The 16,906-nt window shown below is 37.1% G+C and carries 16 protein-coding genes; 15 read left to right on the forward strand and 1 reads right to left on the reverse strand.

Going from position 1 to position 16,906, the window contains the following annotated elements; all coding sequences use genetic code 11:
• Positions 1-493 precede the first annotated feature (493 nt).
• Complete coding sequence (locus FD31_RS13850; RefSeq protein WP_371862658.1) at positions 494-619, reverse strand: DUF4044 domain-containing protein; 126 nt, start codon at positions 617-619, stop codon at positions 494-496.
• 215 nt (positions 620-834) lie between these two features.
• Here FD31_RS13850 and mraZ point away from each other — a divergent pair, with 215 nt between their 5' ends.
• From mraZ to ileS, 15 genes are all read left to right on the forward strand, one after another.
• Complete coding sequence (gene mraZ / locus FD31_RS01700; RefSeq protein WP_057891043.1) at positions 835-1,266, forward strand: division/cell wall cluster transcriptional repressor MraZ; 432 nt, start codon at positions 835-837, stop codon at positions 1,264-1,266.
• The gene (gene rsmH, locus FD31_RS01705) at positions 1,256-2,206 is read left to right on the forward strand and encodes a 16S rRNA (cytosine(1402)-N(4))-methyltransferase RsmH (RefSeq protein WP_057891044.1); all 951 of its coding nucleotides are present in this window, start codon (positions 1,256-1,258) and stop codon (positions 2,204-2,206) included. Before mraZ ends, rsmH begins: the two co-directional genes overlap by 11 nt.
• A gap of 15 nt (positions 2,207-2,221) precedes the next feature.
• Positions 2,222-2,587 carry a cell division protein FtsL gene (gene ftsL, locus FD31_RS01710; RefSeq protein WP_057891045.1) on the forward strand — a complete coding sequence of 122 codons (366 nt, stop codon included), beginning with the start codon at positions 2,222-2,224 and terminating at the stop codon, positions 2,585-2,587.
• Positions 2,584-4,752 (forward strand): penicillin-binding transpeptidase domain-containing protein, encoded by a 2,169-nt coding sequence (locus FD31_RS01715; protein ID WP_057891046.1) that lies wholly within the window; start codon positions 2,584-2,586, stop codon positions 4,750-4,752. Before ftsL ends, FD31_RS01715 begins: the two co-directional genes overlap by 4 nt.
• Before the next feature lie 14 nt (positions 4,753-4,766).
• Positions 4,767-5,732: a phospho-N-acetylmuramoyl-pentapeptide-transferase gene (gene mraY / locus FD31_RS01720; RefSeq protein ID WP_057891047.1), complete on the forward strand. Its 966-nt coding sequence runs from the start codon at positions 4,767-4,769 to the stop codon at positions 5,730-5,732.
• Between the two features lie 16 nt (positions 5,733-5,748).
• On the forward strand, positions 5,749-7,122 hold the full coding sequence (gene murD, locus FD31_RS01725; RefSeq protein WP_057891048.1) for a UDP-N-acetylmuramoyl-L-alanine--D-glutamate ligase: 1,374 nt from the start codon (positions 5,749-5,751) through the stop codon (positions 7,120-7,122).
• Positions 7,123-7,131: 9 nt separating this feature from the next.
• A complete protein-coding gene (gene murG / locus FD31_RS01730; RefSeq protein WP_057891158.1) occupies positions 7,132-8,232 on the forward strand; it encodes an undecaprenyldiphospho-muramoylpentapeptide beta-N-acetylglucosaminyltransferase in 1,101 nt (366 codons plus the stop codon).
• 19 nt (positions 8,233-8,251) lie between these two features.
• Positions 8,252-8,947: a cell division protein FtsQ/DivIB gene (locus tag FD31_RS01735; RefSeq protein WP_162258530.1), complete on the forward strand. Its 696-nt coding sequence runs from the start codon at positions 8,252-8,254 to the stop codon at positions 8,945-8,947.
• 75 nt (positions 8,948-9,022) lie between these two features.
• Positions 9,023-10,375, forward strand: coding sequence for a cell division protein FtsA (ftsA, locus tag FD31_RS01740; protein WP_057891050.1), 1,353 nt, complete (start codon positions 9,023-9,025; stop codon positions 10,373-10,375).
• A 39-nt stretch (positions 10,376-10,414) separates the two neighbouring features.
• Positions 10,415-11,662 (forward strand): cell division protein FtsZ, encoded by a 1,248-nt coding sequence (gene ftsZ, locus FD31_RS01745; protein ID WP_057891051.1) that lies wholly within the window; start codon positions 10,415-10,417, stop codon positions 11,660-11,662.
• A gap of 14 nt (positions 11,663-11,676) precedes the next feature.
• Positions 11,677-12,093 (forward strand): cell division protein SepF, encoded by a 417-nt coding sequence (locus FD31_RS01750; RefSeq protein ID WP_057891052.1) that lies wholly within the window; start codon positions 11,677-11,679, stop codon positions 12,091-12,093.
• 53 nt (positions 12,094-12,146) lie between these two features.
• Positions 12,147-12,374 carry a YggT family protein gene (locus FD31_RS01755; RefSeq protein WP_235805319.1) on the forward strand — a complete coding sequence of 76 codons (228 nt, stop codon included), beginning with the start codon at positions 12,147-12,149 and terminating at the stop codon, positions 12,372-12,374.
• Positions 12,375-12,376: 2 nt separating this feature from the next.
• Entirely contained in the window at positions 12,377-13,171 is a 795-nt protein-coding gene (locus tag FD31_RS01760; RefSeq protein WP_057891054.1) for a YlmH family RNA-binding protein, read from the forward strand.
• 15 nt (positions 13,172-13,186) lie between these two features.
• Positions 13,187-13,942, forward strand: coding sequence for a DivIVA domain-containing protein (locus tag FD31_RS01765; protein WP_057891055.1), 756 nt, complete (start codon positions 13,187-13,189; stop codon positions 13,940-13,942).
• A 180-nt stretch (positions 13,943-14,122) separates the two neighbouring features.
• Positions 14,123-16,903 (forward strand): isoleucine--tRNA ligase, encoded by a 2,781-nt coding sequence (gene ileS, locus FD31_RS01770; protein ID WP_057891056.1) that lies wholly within the window; start codon positions 14,123-14,125, stop codon positions 16,901-16,903.
• The last annotated feature ends 3 nt before the right edge of the window (positions 16,904-16,906 follow it).

Genomic DNA, 16,906 nt, shown 5'->3' on the forward strand with positions numbered 1-16,906 from the left:
AGTTACCTCCTACTCGATCTGCTACCAAATTTCTTGCATCCAGATACTAGGTTAATTAATTATTTTGATTATGAAATAGCTAATTAATTTAACTTGATTGCTTTATATCAATACTTTGATAATGAAATTAATTAAAAAAAGGTCAGACAAATCCGATATTTTCGAAATTGTCTGACCTTTTTTTGTGTTGTATTTTATTTGAAAAAGTCAACTGTATTTAGCTAGACAAATAGTCTACAAGAAAATAGTTAAACTAGTCTCAGGGAGAAAACGTTGACCCAGCAGTGGTGTTAGGACGAGCGGTTTTCTCGTTCTTACAGCACAGGACGAATTTTGAGATTCGCGAACTTTGCGAAGCTCAAAATCGAGCTTCGAGACCGTATTTTGGCTCGAAGCGGTCCTCACAGCAGGGTACAACGTTTTCTCCCTGAGGCGGCATAATAAAAACACCCTGAATTTTTAACCAATTCAGAGTGCCAAACATCTTATCAGATTAGATAAAACTCATTACGGCACCTAAAATCACACCGCCGATTGTTACTAAGATCATTAACCAAACGACCACTTGTGTAATTTTAGTCAAAGTGCTTTTAGGTTTTTTATCGTCCAAAGCTTCCACCACCTAATTCATGTATAGTGAAATGTTACTTCACAAAGCCGAAATATGCAATATTTGTAAGCGCCTATTTCGAAATATGGAAAAATCCCCCACCGCCTGAACTGTATAATTAGTAACTGCTTTCACATTAATTGACTGATTGTCAAATATCGTGTGGTTAAAAGTGGGGAATTGTGGTAAATTAGGAAGTGTTAAAGAATCGAGGTGAACTGTCCTTGTTTATGGGTGAATTTCATCACACACTTGATACTAAAGGCCGAATAATCGTGCCTGCTAAGTTTAGAAAGTTGCTTGGTGATAGCTTCGTAATCACCCGAGGCATGGATGGTTGTCTTTTTGGTTATCCCCTTGAACAATGGGATAAGTTGGAGGCACAACTGGATAAGTTACCTTTGACTAAAAAGGATGCGCGAGCATTTACTCGGTTCTTTTATTCTGCTGCGGCAGAGGTAGAATTTGACAAACAGGGGCGAATCAATATTTCGTCTTCGTTAGTCGGTTTTGCTAAACTAACTAAAAATTGTGTAATTGTCGGTGTTTCTGACCGGATTGAAATCTGGGATGAGGAACGCTGGAATAAATTTAGCCAAGAGGCTGAAGATAATTTTGAAGAAATATCGGAGAAAATGACAGACTTTGACTTCTAATGTATATCAACATAAAACAGTATTATTAAAAGAAACTATTGATGAAGTAAATCCCCATGATAATGGAATTTATGTAGACGCTACCTTTGGACGTGGTGGACACACCAAAGAACTCTTGAGTCGAGTACACAATAGTCATCTTTATGTGTTTGATCGTGATGAAGCTGCTATTGAGGTCGGTGAAAGTATTCAAAATGACGCCAAAATAATTGGCGATAATTCGTTAACATTAATACGTGACAATTTTGAGAATATGCAAGAACGTTTGAACGAACTTGGAGTAGAGAAAGTCGATGGCATTGTTTATGACTTAGGTGTTTCATCACCTCAATTCGATGATGCTGTTCGTGGCTTTAGTTATAAAAAAGAAGCACGGTTAGATATGCGGATGGATCAAAGACAAGCTCTTGATGCAGAAAAAATTGTTAATGATTGGACGTACAGTGAATTAGTCGGCATTTTTTATAAGTACAGTGATGAAAAATTTGCTAAACAAATTGCACGTGCCATTGAAAGAACAAGAGAAGATCACCGAATCACTTCAACATTGGAATTAGCTGATATTATTAAGAATGCTATTCCTGCTGCTGCAAGACGTACTGGTGGTCACCCTGCAAAACGTGTTTTCCAAGCAATAAGAATTGCTGTTAATGATGAATTGGGTTCACTTGAGAGATCGCTTGAACAAGCAATTGATCTACTAGCCCCTAAGGGTAGAATCAGCGTTATAACTTTTCAATCCAAAGAAGATCGTATCGTTAAACATATTTTTAAAGACAATTCCCATGTCGATTTACCAAGAGGACTTCCAGTTATTCCGGACGATATTAAACCTGTCCTAAAACAAATAACTCGCAAGCCTATATTGCCTAACACTGAAGAATTATCTGAAAATAATCGGGCACACAGTGCCAAATTACGTGTTGTTGAAAAGATATAATGGAGAATTAAGAATATGAGAGAAGAAAGTACTGCTAGAAACTTACAAGATTATCAAACTGCAGCCCAACCTGAACCGAAAGTTCAAGCGGCTCCACAAACCCATAGTGTTGCCCTGTCCAAATTTGAAAGTTTTTCAATTGTGGGCTTAGGCTTATTGACCTTGGCGTTAATGATTGCCTTGGTTAGTATTAAAGTTTCGATGACTTCTTCTCAAAATAAATTGGATAGTCTCACGACGCAAGTAGCCAAAACAAATACAAGCAACGTTAATTTAAGACAAGAGATTTCTGAATTAACCAGTTTTGATCGTTTTTCTTCTTTTGCAAAAAAGCATAATTTGAAAATGAGTGACAACAATGTAAGGAACATTTCGAAATGAGTAAGTTCAGAAAATTATTTAAAAATAAGGCAAGACGCAATCATTATATTGTTGGTATGGTAATTTTGATTGCGACTGCCTTTTCTTTTATCCTTTTTATCCAAAGATTTGCTTATATCTCAATGAGTAAGCAATATGATGGCGTAAATTTGGAACAAAGAACAAAACAAAAATATGAACATGTTAATAAAGTTAATGCTAAACGTGGCGATATTTTAGATGTTAACGGTGATATGATTGCCGGCGATTCGACGATTTATAATATTTATGCGATTGTTTCTAAAAAGTCGAAGACAACGGATGGTAAGGCAGATTATGTAGTTGATCGGGAAAAGACTGCCCGAATTTTGAGTAAATATCTACCATTGTCAGCTAAACAATTACGTCAGTATTTATCACCTAAAAATAAAGACCAGTATCAAGTTGAATTTGGTCCATCTGGTCGTGGCTTATCAATTGAAATTAAACGAAAGATTGCTGCTAAAAAATTACCAGGAATTCATTTTGTGGAGTTGCCTTCAAGATCATATCCGAATGGTGTTTTCGCTACAAACTTAGTTGGCTTCACACAAGCTAATAATGCTAATGATCAAAATAGTAATATTAGTGGTGTGATGGGTATTGAAAAGTATTTCAACAAAATTTTGGCCGGACGTGATGGTAAGAAAATTACGAAGGTCGATAATAGCGGTAACGAATTGCCTGATTCGCAAGTGATTGAAAAAAGTTCAGCTGATGGTTCAAATGTTTATTTGACTCTCAACAGTAAAATTCAACAATATACTGAAATTTTAGCTCAATCGATCGATGAGAAATATGAACCAAAAGATTTACAGATCTTAGTTATGAATGCCAAGACAGGAGCGATTGAAGCGGCCACACAACGCCCAACCTTTAATCCTACAACGGGTAAGGGTCTGGATACTAGTTGGCGTGATACGCTGGTTGAAGATCAATTTGAACCCGGTTCAGTTATGAAAATTTTGACATTGTCAGCCTCTATTGATTCAGGTAATTATAATCCCGACGAATTGTATAAATCAGGAACAGTTGAAGTCGGCGGTCGGACGATTGGTGATTGGAACACAGCTGGTTGGGGTTACATTCCACTATCTGAAGCATTCACCAGATCTTCCAATGTCGGGATGGTCAAGCTTGAAGAACAAATGGGACCTAAGACTTGGATGCAATATATGAAAAAGTTCCATATCGGTGATAAAACGGGTATTGAATTGCCTGGCGAAGTGGCCGGAAGTATTTCCTATGAACATTTGAGTGATCAAGCAATGACTTCATTTGGTCAAAGTGTCAATGTAAACACGATTCAAATGTTACAGGCATTTTCAGCAATTGCTAATGGCGGAAAGATGATCAAGCCACAAATTATCAAGAAAGTTGTTGATCCAAATACTGGTAAGACGACGAAAACTTATAAACGTAAAGTCGTTGGTCAGCCAATTAAAGCCAGCACTGCCAAGGAAGTTCAAAAGGCAATGCGTGAAGTCGTTACGAAGAATTATGGTACTGGTATGGTTTATAATGTCCCTGGAGTAAAGGTTGGAGTTAAAACTGGTACTGCTCAAATTGCTTCACCAGCAGGTGGTTATTTAACAGGTTCCAATAATTATATTTTCTCAGTTGCTGGGATGATTCCATATAATAATCCTAATTACATTGTCTATGTAACGATGAGACAACCACAAAAAATGACGGAGGCTCCCGAAAAGATTCTTTCAGAAGTTTTCAATCCGTTAGTTAAGAGATTAGTCAATCAAGGTAAGTCTCCTACCAAAGCTACTGAAGCTGGCAGTCAGTATGTCAGCATTCCGAGTCTATTGGATAAATCTACTAACGACTCGCTCACAAAGATCAAAGACCTCAACTTACAATCCGGTGTCATCGGTACTGGTAACAAGGTAGTTCAACAATTGCCAGCTAGTGGTGAAAAGGTCATGCCTGATCAAAGAATTGTCTTGCTAACCAATGGTGCGATGACAATGCCTGATTTAACTGGATGGTCAAAAAACGATGTTTTGAAGTTTGCTGAAATAACTGGCAAGCAAGTTACCACAAAAGGTGACGGATATGTCGTTAAACAATCGGTCAAGTCTGGTCAGGTGATAAATGGGAGTGGTAAAATTATAGTTACATTGAAAAATAAATAATTAAGGGGATTTTCATGGAATTTAGTCATATTGTTTTCGATATAATTAGCTCTTTTGCAATCGTGGCCATCTTTATGCCATTTTTGATTGGTTACTTGGTTGCACACAAAGAAGGACAGTCTATTCGCGAAGAGGGTCCAAAGTGGCACGAAAAGAAATCAGGAACACCAACAATGGGTGGGCTATTAATTATCATTGCCACATTGATCACTGATATTTGGGTCGGTATTTGGCAAGGTCAATTAACACACTCACTATTGATCACAACTTTTGTTATTGTTTTGTACGGTTGTATTGGTTTTATTGATGATTTCATCAAAGTTTTTAAGAAACGTAATTTAGGTTTACGTGCTTATCAAAAAGCATTGTTACAAATTGTTGTCGGTATCTTGTTCTTATACGTATATAACGGCGACCAATTTCCAATGAATTTCACGATTCCAGGGCTATTATCAATTAACTCTGCCGTGATTTTCGTATTGTTTACATTATTCTGGCTCGTTGGATTTTCAAATGCGACTAACTTAACTGATGGCTTGGATGGATTGTTAGGTGGTTTAGGAACAATTTCTTATGCTACTTACGGAATCATTTCGTTGAATCAAAATCGTTTTGATTTAGCAATTGTCTGTTTCTCAGTTGTCGGTGCTTTGTTAGCATTCTTGATTTTTAACCACAAGCCAGCCAAGATTTTTATGGGGGATGTTGGTTCACTAGCACTTGGTGCTGGACTTGCCGCTATTTCAATCTTACTTGGTCGTTACTGGTCACTATTGTTGATTGGTTTCGTGTATGTAGTTGAAACAATGAGTGTTATGTTACAAGTCTTTTCATTCAAAGTTTTCCATCGTCGAATTTTTAAGATGACACCAATTCACCATCATTTTGAAATGATGGGTTGGACTGAATGGAAAATTGACATTGTCTTTTGGATTGTTGGTGCTATTTGTTCAGCAATTTATTTAATTTTATTCGTATAGGAAGTAAATGATAGCAATGAAAACAGAGAGTAATTATTCAAATAAAAAAATCTTAGTATTAGGCTTAGCCAAGAGTGGTTTTGCCGTCGCCAAACTTTTGAAAAAAATGGGTTCTGATGTCACAGTTGTTGACTCAAATCCTTTAGAAGGAAATACCGAAGCACAAGCATTGATTGATGCCGGCTTTAACGTAATTACTGGTAGTAACGATGCTAGTTTGATTGATGAATCATTCGATTACCTTGTTAAAAATCCTGGAATATTTTATTCCAACGAATTGATTCAACAAGCTGAAAAGTTGAAGATTCCAGTTATCACAGAACCTGAGATTGCTTATAGTTTTGCCGACGCTACAATGGTTGGCGTTACAGGTACAAACGGTAAAACAACTGTGACAACTTTAATTCAATTAATGTTGAAGCACTCACCTAAGTTCCAAAATTCTTACTATGCCGGAAATATTGGGATTCCTATTTCTGACGTAATTCAAAAGGCTACTAAAGATGACGTCGTTGTGACTGAATTATCAAGTTTCCAACTTCAAGGAACTATCGACTTACATCCACATGTGGCTGTGTTAAATAATATTTATTCAACACACTTGGATTTTCATAAGACCCGTCCTAATTACATTAAGGCTAAGATGCACATTACTAAGAATCAAACTCCTGATGATTACTTTGTTATCAATTACAATACTGAAGAGTGGCGTGATTTAGCTAAACAATCACAAGCAAAGATTTTGCCATTTTCAGACAATCAAGAATTAGACCAGGGTGCTTACGTCAAAGATGATGTTCTTTACTGTAACGGTGAAAAAATCATGACTGCCGATGAGATTAAAATCCCTGGTGAACATAATGTACAAAATGCACTAGCAGCAATCAGTGTTGCCAAATTATTTGATGTTAAGAATGAAGATATCATTGAAGTCTTATCATCATTTAGAGGTGTCAAGCATAGAATCCAATATGTCGATACATTTGGTGGACATAAATTCTATAATGATTCTAAAGCAACCAATGTTGAAGCTACAATCGTGGCTTTGACAGCTTTTAAGGCTCCAATCACTTTAGTTGCTGGTGGGCTGGATCGTGGTAATGGTTTTGATGAATTAATTCCATCACTCGAAGGTAAGGTTCATAACATGGTTGTTTATGGACAAACAGCTGATAAATTGATTGAATCAGCTGAAAAAGCTGGCGTTGGCAATATTGTCAAAGTCAACAACCTAACCGAAGCTGTACCAGAAGCTTATAAGCAAAGTAATGCTGGCGATGTTATCTTACTTTCACCAGCTGCTGCTAGTTGGGATCAATTCCATACCTTTGAAGAACGCGGCGACCAATTTATTAAAGAGGTCGAAACATTAAAGGGAGAAGTAGAATAAATGACAAAAATGCGCATAATCGTCTCCGGTGGTGGTACTGGAGGCCATATCTATCCTGCAATGGCCCTAATTAAGCGTCTCAAGGAACGTGACTTGATTGATGATGTTCTTTATGTCGGTACTGAAAAAGGCTTAGAGAGTAAAATTGTTAAGAATGCAGGCTTGAACTTTAAAACAATTGAAATTCAAGGTTTTAAACGTAGCCTATCATTGGATAACATCAAAACAGTTCAATTATTCCTATCTAGTATTCGAAAATCCCGTAAGATCATAAAAGAATTTAAGCCTGATATCGTCATTGGTACTGGTGGATATGTTTCCAGTGCAGTTGTGTATGCTGCTCATACGATGCACATTCCAACCGTAATTCATGAACAAAACACCATTGCTGGTGTAACGAATAAATTCTTAGGTCATTTTGTTGATAAAATTGCGGTGGCTTTTACTGAAGCAACGGATCAATTTAGTGAAAAGAAGAAGATTGTTTTCACTGGTAATCCACGTGCTCAAGAAGTTGTCGATATTCAAAAGAATGATCGACTTAAAGAATTTGATTTGGCAGCAGATAAAGATACCGTGATGATTTTTGGTGGTTCTCGTGGTGCTAAGCCGATTAATCAAGCGACAATTGAAACAATGGACCGTTTTGTAGCGGCCGATTATCAAGTTTTGTTTGTTACAGGACGGGTACATTATGACAATGTTGTTAAATTAATCGATTCAAAGTATTTAAAGAGTGCAAATATTGCAGTATTACCATATATTGATAATATGCCAGAAATTTTACCTGACATTAAATTGATCGTCGGTCGTAGCGGCGCAACAAGTATTGCGGAGATTACAGCATTAGGTATTCCAGCAATCTTCGTACCAAGCCCTTACGTAACGCATGATCATCAAACGAAAAATGCTATGTCCGTTGCCAAGGTCGGAGCAGCTAAATTGATACCTGAAGCTGAACTTACTTCTGATTCATTATTCAAAGCAGTTAATGAAATCATGAGCGATAACAGCGTTCAGGCAGAAATGTCTGAAAAGTCCAAGAATATTGGTGTTCCAGACGCCGCTGATCGCTTGATAAAAGTTTTAACAGACTTAGTAAATAAGTGATATATGAGGATTAAGAGTGTTGAAGAAAAGGATTAGAATAAGTAAAAATAGTCTGATTTTTATAATAGTTTTTGTCATAATATTGATTGCTTATTTTGGTTCGTCATTGAGTAAGGTTCGAAATATCAATGTTAAAGGTGTCAATGATCTTGGTGCGCAACAAGTTATCGACGCAACGAAGATCGACGATAATTCAACACTGCTGAACGTTTTATTGCATCACGGTTCAATTGCCGAAAAAACTGAGAAAAAATTACCATCTATTAAATCTATTTCGTTTCGAACACATAATTTACGTGACTTAACAATTCATGTGGAAGAACGTCCGACACTTGGGTACATTTATAAAAATGGTGGTTACTATCGGATAATCAATAACGGTCAAGTGCTCAAGCAAAAAATGAGTTCGCCAATTGGCAATTATCCGACTTACAGTGGTTTCAGTGCTAGTCGCTTGAAACAGATGTCGAACATATACGCTAAGTTACCTAGTAGCGTTAAGACAAATGTGTCTGAGTTTTACAATTCACCGACAAAATTAAATCCATATCGCATCAAAATTGATATGAATGATGGTAATAAAGTGGTTGCAGACATGCGAACTGTCAAGTCCAAATTGAAATATTATCCAGGGATGGCCGCTCAAATGAAAAAGAAGGGCGTTATAGATTTGGAGATTGGAGCCTATTCTTATCCCTTTAAAGGCAAGAAATAGGTTTAATATAATCATTTTTGTGTTAAAATTTTTTAGTGAATAGATTTTTCTAGGTAAGGGAGGCTGCCACGATTAATGGACAATTCTGAATTTTTTGTAGGTCTTGATATTGGCACAAATTCGATAAAAGTAGTGGTTGCTGAATCGTCTGATGATAGATTAAGCATCGTCGGCGTAGGAAGCGAACGATCTGAAGGCGTAAGCCGTGGCGTTATAGTCGACATAGACAAAGCGGCGAACGCTATCAAACGTGCAATTAAGAAGGCCGAAACACAAGCAAATATCTCCATTCGTGACGTTGTAGTCGGTATATCGGCTAACATGTTACAAATTGAGAAATGTCAAGGTATGATTGCGGTCGGATCTCAATCAAAAGAAATCAATGAAAATGATGTCAGACAAGTTATGCTGGCTGCTATGGTGCAAAACTTACCTAGTGAGAGAGAAGTTGTTTCTCTAATACCTAAGCAATTTTCTGTTGATGGCTTTAATAATATCCGTGATCCTCGCGGTATGATTGGCGTTCGACTAGAGATGTCAGGTATTTTGTACACGGCACCAAAAACAATCGTACATAATACGAAAAAGGCTATCCAAAAGGCTGGCCTAAACATTATTCATAAAGTTATTTCTCCAATGGCGTTAAGTCAAGTCGTTTTAAATGACGGCGAAAGTGACTTTGGTGCTGTAATTATTGATATGGGAGCGGGTCAAACGACCGCTTCAGTTGTGCATGATCACAATTTGAAATTATCAACAGTTGATTTTGAAGGCGGGGATTATGTAACGCATGATATCTCCGTTGTATTGAATACAACGGTGGAAAACGCCAATCAATTGAAACTTTATTACGGTAACGCTTCTGCTGACAAGTCAGCAACTGATGAAAATATCAGTGTTGAGGTTGTCGGTAAGAGTGAACCAACGATGATTTCAGAAGAATATTTGGCTGAAATTATTGAAGCACGACTCAATCAAGTCTTTACTAGATTACAAGCACCATTAGAAGATGCAGGCGCATTATCTTTACCAGGCGGAATTGTTTTGACTGGTGGAGTTGCTGCAACGCCTAATGTGGAAGATTTGGCTAGAAAGATTTTTGATGTCAAAGTACGAAGCTATGTTCCAACCCAGATGGGTATGCGTTATCCATCATATTCGTTGGGACTTGGTTTGGTAACTTATGCTTCACGATTAAATGATATTGGAGTGATTGCTGACAATGTTGTCAATGGTGCAACCGTTGACCGCGGCAGTCGACCACAACCTCAAGTTGCAACGGATCCACAACCACAGCCACAAAGAGAACAACCTGAACCAATGAACCTAAATCAAGAGGACCAACCAACCGAAGAAGAGACTGCCAAGCCTGAAAAAGGTAAGAAAATGTCGAAATTCAAGGACTTTTGGAGCAAATTTTTTGATTAACAATAAATAATAAATGATTTAAATAGGAGGAACTCCTTAATGGAATATACTTTAGACTCTACCCAAAATAAGGGAGCGGTAATCAAAGTTATCGGTGTCGGTGGTGCCGGTGGTAACGCTGTCAATCGAATGGTAGAAGCAGGAATTAAAGGCGTGCAATTTATTACCGCCAATACTGATGTTCAAGCTCTAGAAAACTCAAATGCTGAAACAAAAATTCAGTTAGGACCTAAATTGACACGTGGTCTAGGTGCCGGTTCAAATCCTGAGGTTGGACAAAAAGCTGCTCAAGAAAGTGAAGAAGCCATTAAAGAAGCCCTTGAAGGCGCTGATATGATCTTCGTAACAGCCGGAATGGGTGGTGGTACTGGTACAGGTGCTGCTCCTATCGTTGCTAATATTGCTAAAGAAAGTGGTGCCCTAACGGTTGGTGTTGTGACACGTCCATTTGCCTTTGAAGGTGCTAAACGTTCACGCTTTGCTGCTGATGGTATTACTGAATTGAAAAAAGATGTCGATACATTAGTTTTAATTTCAAATAGTAAATTACTTGAAATCGTTGATAAGAAGACACCAATGAGTGAAGCATTCAGTATTGCTGATGATGTTTTACGTCAAGGTGTCCAAAGTATTTCTGATTTGATCACATCACCTGGCTTTGTTAACTTGGACTTTGCTGATGTTAAGACTGTTATGTCAGATCAAGGTTCAGCTCTAATGGGTATTGGTCAAGCTAACGGCGAAAACAGAATTACTGAAGCTACTAAGAAGGCTATTTCATCACCATTACTTGAAGTTTCAATTGACGGTGCTAAACAAGTACTTCTTAATATTACTGGTGGACCAGACTTGTCACTCTTCGAAGCTCAAGATGCAGCGCAAATTGTTTCCGAACAAGCTACATCTGATGTTAATATTATCTTCGGTACTTCAATCGATGATACTTTGGGTGACCAAGTTAAAGTTACTGTTATTGCAACAGGTGTTGAGACTGAAGAAAGTAAGAAATGCGAACCTTCAAGACGTCCACTAAACAACCCTCGTGCAACTTTAGATAACAATAAGAACAAGGCTGACGATAATGCTACAAGTCAACCAAAGCCTGCGCAACAACCTTCTAATGATCCATTGGCCGATTGGGACATCAATCGTGAAGCATCTAAGTCAAAGAATACTTCTGGTGAAAAGGGCGATTTTGAAATCTTCCAAAAACCAGAAACAATTGATTTAAGCGATGACGATGATGATTCAACTCCTCCAATTTTTAAACGTCGTAATAATAAATAAAAGGAGATTTTCTTATGGCATTTGACAAATTAGGCAGTTTTTTTGGTATTAATGATGACGATGACTTTGAAGACAAGGCTGTCGGTCAAACAAATACTGAACAACCTAAATCAAATTATTCAAATAATGAAAAGGTAGTATCAATGAGTACAGCTAGCGAAGCAAGAACTAAAGCAAGTAGTAAAATTGCGATTTATCAACCAAGAGTTTACTCAGATGCAAAAGTTATTGCCAAACAACTTTTGAATAATAAAGCTGTAATTGTTAATTTTAATAATGTCAATGATGCACAATCAAAGAGAATCGTAGACTTTTTAACTGGTACTATCTTTGCCTTAAATGGCGAAATTAAACGTGTTGGAGAAAAAATCTTTCTTTGTACACCACCTAAGTTTGAAATCGATGGAAGCATACCAGACATAAACGAATAAAGTCGAGGAAAGATATGAGTCAAATTTTAAATGGCTTGCCCTTTGTTATTAGTATGGCTTTTCAATTGTATGAATTTATAATTTTTGTATACTGTCTGTTGTCTTTTATACCGTCACTATACAATTCTGCATTTGGAAGGTTTATCGTGGCGATGGTAGCACCATTCTTGAACTTAATCAGAAAAATTATACCTACAAGTATAGGCTTTCTTGATTTCTCTCCAATAATTGCACTTATCGTAATTCAATTATTGCAGAAAGCGATATTTTTAATAATCTAAATATGGATGATAAAAAAACAATCATTGGTGGAGGTTTTTTCCGACCGGAAGAGAAAACATTCATTGATAAAATAAGTGATATTTTGTTAAAAGCTCAAACAATGTACACTCCACAACTCACTGATTTTTTGAATCTGCGTGAACAGACGATTTTAAATAACTTGATCAATAAATATGACGATTTATTCGTCAATTATTTTGGTGGTTATGACGGTGCAGAACGGGTCAGGGGAATTATTGCTCCTGACTATTTTGTACCTAAAGAATCGGATTATGGGATCACAATGTATGAGATTCGTTATCCAGAAAAATTTGCTAATTTACATCACGGTCAAATATTAGGCTCCTTAACGGGATCAGGCGTTGAACGTGACCGTTTTGGAGACATTATTACCGATGGCGAAAATTGGCAATTTTTTGTTTTCGACTCAATGAGTGATTACATTGAAGACCAAGTTAAAAAAATTGGACCATATAAGATTCATTTGATCGAGAAGAGTTTCAATGATTTGCTTTTACCGAGAGATGAATCAACGGATGAGACGATCACCGTTCAGTCGTTGCGATTGGATACGATCATTGCTGATGTATACGATTTGTCACGACAGAGTGCAAAAGCGTTAGTCGATCATGGCAAAGTCCAGATTAATTGGGTTGTGAATAAAAATGCTAGCTCATTTATTACAATTACTGATACACTGAGTGTCAGAGGCTATGGCCGAATTAGAATTAATGATATTATGGGCAGATCGAAGAATAATAAATATCTTCTTTCAGTTAACATCATTAAGAAATAGTAGGGGCGTGACGTTATGGTATTATCACCAGTAGAAATACATGATAAAGAATTTGATAGTAAATTTCGAGGCTATGACCGCGACCAAGTTGACAGCTTTTTGAAACAAGCAGCTCAAGACTATAATTTAGCATTGCAAAAAAATGCTCAATTAGAAAAAGAACTTAAAGAAACTTCAGAAAAGTTAAAATACTTTACTGATATGAAAGATGCTTTAAATCAATCAATTTTAGTTGCCCAAGAAGCAGCTGAAAAAGTTAAAAATGAGTCTGAGCAAGAAGCACAAATTATTGTTGAAGAATCACAGAAAAAAGCTCGCGACTTGTTGAATCAATCAACTGAAAAGTCTAATCAAATCTTACAAGATGCGTCTGAACGGGCTCGTCAAGTGACAATTGAAACTGATAACTTAAAGCGCAGTGTCAATTCGTTCCGTCAAGGCTTACAAGGAATGTTGAAGCAACAGTTAGATATGGTTGATAATCCAGAGTGGTCAAAGCTTAATGACAGTACATCTACTGACAAACTTAAACAAGAAGTCGGCGACCAAACACAACCAGATTTGAACCAGAACTATCAAACTGACTCCACAAATAATCAACAAGATTATGAAAATGACCAAAATTCGGTTTTCAATTCCGAGCAAATGAATTATAATGACAATATTCAGGATGATCAGCCGGACGAATCGTATACGATCAATCATCAACAAAATGAACCAACGTTCAATTTTAAAGATGATACCGACAATGATAATTCTAAGAAAGAATAAGAGAATAAGTGCCTTTAAAACATTTTTTCAGCGAGCTAGTGTATGGTGTGAGACTAGTAAAAATAATTTTTGGTATATCAGCTCTTAGACAATATTATTTGATTTACCAATAGGTGGTATAGCGAGAACTCGTCCTAGTAATTGGGATGGGTTCTTTTTTATTTTAGAAGGGGTGAAAGAATGCGAGTAAAAGATACTTTAAATTTAGGTAAAACTAAATTCCCAATGCGTGGTAGTTTACCTACCAAGGAAGCTGAATGGCAAAAAGCTTGGGAAGAAAATAAACTTTATGAACGTCGTCAAAAATTAAATGAAGGTAAGCCAACCTTTGAACTACTAGATGGACCTCCATTTGCTAATGGTGATATCCACATGGGACACGCTTTAAACAAGATTTCAAAGGATATTATCGTGCGTTACAAGTCAATGGATGGCTATCGTGCACCATATGTACCTGGTTGGGATACTCATGGTCTTCCAATCGAACAACAACTTGCTAAAAAAGGTGTTAAACGTAAGGAAATGAGCCTTTCTGACTACCGTAAGTTGTGTTTCGATTTTGCTCAAGGTGAAATTAAGAAACAAATGGCTGGTTTCAAACGTCTCGGAATTTCTGCAGACTGGGATCACCCATACATTACTTATCAACCAGAATTTGAAAAGGCTGAAGTTGAAGTCTTTGGTGAAATGGTTGATAAAGGTTACATTTACCGTGGTAAGAAGCCAGTTTACTGGTCACCATCTTCAGAATCAACTTTAGCTGAAGCAGAAGTTGAATATAAAGATATTAAGTCACCATCAATTTTCGTTGCTTTCAAAGTACGTGATGGTAAAGGCGTTGTTGACCAAGATGCATCATTCATCATCTGGACAACTACTCCATGGACAATTCCTTCAAACGAAGCTATCTGTGTTAACCCTAAGTTCATTTATAGTGAAGTTAATGCTGACGGTAAGAAATATGTTGTTGCTCAAGAAAGATTGCAATACGTTCAAGAACAATTAGGTTGGGAAAATGTTGAAGTTATTAAGACTATTCAAGGTCGTGATCTTGAAGGACTTACAGCTACACACCCATTCTATGATCAAGAATCTCTTTTGATTCTTGGTAACCACGTTACACTTGATGATGGTACTGGTTTAGTTCATACAGCTCCAGGCTTTGGTGCTGATGACTTTGTTGTTGGTATGAAATACAAGTTGCCAATCTTCTCACCAATCGATGCTCAAGGTAAGTTTACTGATGAAGTACCTGAATATGAAGGTGTCTTCTATGACGATGCTAACAAGATCATTGCTGACAGAATGAAAGAAAATGGTTCACTCTTGAAACTAAGTTTCTTCACTCACAGTTATCCACATGATTGGCGTACTAAGAAACCAGTTATTTTCCGTGCTACACCACAATGGTTTGCATCAATCGACAAGTTCAGACAACAAATTCTTGATGAAATCGAAAAAATCGACTTCATGCCTGACTGGGGTAAAACTCGTCTTTACAACATGATTCGTGATCGTGGTGATTGGGTAATTTCTAGACAACGTGCTTGGGGTGTTCCACTACCAATTTTCTATGCTGAAAATGGTGACCCAATCATGACTAAAGAAACAATTGACCATGTTGCTGATTTATTCGGTAAGTATGGTTCAAACGTTTGGGCAGAACGTGATGCTAAAGATCTTCTTCCAGAAGGCTTTACATATCCAGGTAGCCCAAATGGTAAATTTACTAAAGAAACAGATATCTTGGATGTTTGGTTCGACTCAGGAACAGCTCACTCAGGTGTTGCGAGAACTCGTGACAACTTAGTCTTCCCAGCTGACTTGATTCTTGAAGGTTCTGATCAATATCGTGGTTGGTTTAACTCAATGCTAGTAACTTCCGTTGCAGCCTATGGCGTTGCTCCTTACAAGGCTATCCTTTCACAAGGATTCACACTTGATAAGAACGGCGTTAAGATGAGTAAATCACTTGGTAACGTTATTGCTCCTAGCGATATTGAAAGACAATTCGGTGCAGAAATTATCCGTCTCTGGGTTGCTTCAGTTGACTCAAGTTCTGATGTTTCTGTAACTGTTGAATCATTCAAACAAGTTTCTGAAACATATCGTAAGATTAGAAATACCATCAGATTTATGTTAGCTAATACAACTGATTTTGATCCTAAGACTAATGCTGTTGCTTATGATGATCTTCGTCCAGAAGACAAGTATGTCACAGTTAAGTTGAACGACCTTGTTAAAGAAGTTCTAGCTGATTATGACAAGTATGACTTTGCGGATGTATCTAAAGCAGTTGTTAGTTTCATCGTTAATGAAATGTCAACATTCTACTTAGACTTTGCTAAGGACGTTGTTTATATTGATGCTGAGGATTCACATGCTCGTCGTTCAATGCAAACAGTTATCTATGACGTAGTTGTTAAGTTAGCTAAATTGTTGACACCAATCTTGCCTCACACAATGGAACAAGTTTGGGAATACTTGAAGGAACCAGAAGATTTCGTTCAATTAGCAGAAATGCCTAAGGTTGAAGAAATTGCTGATCAAGCAGAAATCGAAAAAGACTGGTCAGTCTTCATGGACTTTAGAGATAACGTCTTGAAGTCACTTGAAGTCGCACGTACTGATAAATTAATCGGTAAGTCACTAGAAGCTAAGGTTACTGTTAAACCAAGCGCTGACTTAAAGGCAGTTCTTGATAAGATCGACAGTAACTTTGGTCAATTATTGATTGTTTCACAATTTGAATTAACAGACGCTGATTTAGCTAATGCTGACAAGTACGAACTTGCTGACGTTTTAGTTGAAAAAGCTGAAGGCGATGTATGTCAAAGATGTCGTATGATCAAGACAGATGTTGGTAGTGATGAAAATTATCCAACATTCTGTGCTAGATGTGCTAAAATTGTTGCTGCAGAGTATCCAGAAACAATGACAGATGGCTTTGATGAAAAATAGGAT

Source organism: Companilactobacillus nantensis DSM 16982 (assembly GCF_001435815.1).
GTDB lineage: Bacteria > Bacillota > Bacilli > Lactobacillales > Lactobacillaceae > Companilactobacillus > Companilactobacillus nantensis.

Bases quoted from the DNA above. Each gene is read 5' to 3' on its own strand.
- ftsL (WP_057891045.1), top strand. From the start codon at position 2,222: ATGAGAGAAGAAAGTACTGCTAGAAACTTACAAGATTATCAAACTGCA.
- FD31_RS01715 (WP_057891046.1), top strand. From the start codon at position 2,584: ATGAGTAAGTTCAGAAAATTATTTAAAAATAAGGCAAGACGCAATCAT.
- mraY (WP_057891047.1), top strand. From the start codon at position 4,767: ATGGAATTTAGTCATATTGTTTTCGATATAATTAGCTCTTTTGCAATC.
- murD (WP_057891048.1), top strand. From the start codon at position 5,749: ATGAAAACAGAGAGTAATTATTCAAATAAAAAAATCTTAGTATTAGGC.
- murG (WP_057891158.1), top strand. From the start codon at position 7,132: ATGCGCATAATCGTCTCCGGTGGTGGTACTGGAGGCCATATCTATCCT.
- ftsA (WP_057891050.1), top strand. From the start codon at position 9,023: ATGGACAATTCTGAATTTTTTGTAGGTCTTGATATTGGCACAAATTCG.
- ftsZ (WP_057891051.1), top strand. From the start codon at position 10,415: ATGGAATATACTTTAGACTCTACCCAAAATAAGGGAGCGGTAATCAAA.
- FD31_RS01750 (WP_057891052.1), top strand. From the start codon at position 11,677: ATGGCATTTGACAAATTAGGCAGTTTTTTTGGTATTAATGATGACGAT.
- FD31_RS01755 (WP_235805319.1), top strand. From the start codon at position 12,147: ATGGCTTTTCAATTGTATGAATTTATAATTTTTGTATACTGTCTGTTG.
- FD31_RS01760 (WP_057891054.1), top strand. From the start codon at position 12,377: ATGGATGATAAAAAAACAATCATTGGTGGAGGTTTTTTCCGACCGGAA.
- FD31_RS01765 (WP_057891055.1), top strand. From the start codon at position 13,187: ATGGTATTATCACCAGTAGAAATACATGATAAAGAATTTGATAGTAAA.
- ileS (WP_057891056.1), top strand. From the start codon at position 14,123: ATGCGAGTAAAAGATACTTTAAATTTAGGTAAAACTAAATTCCCAATG.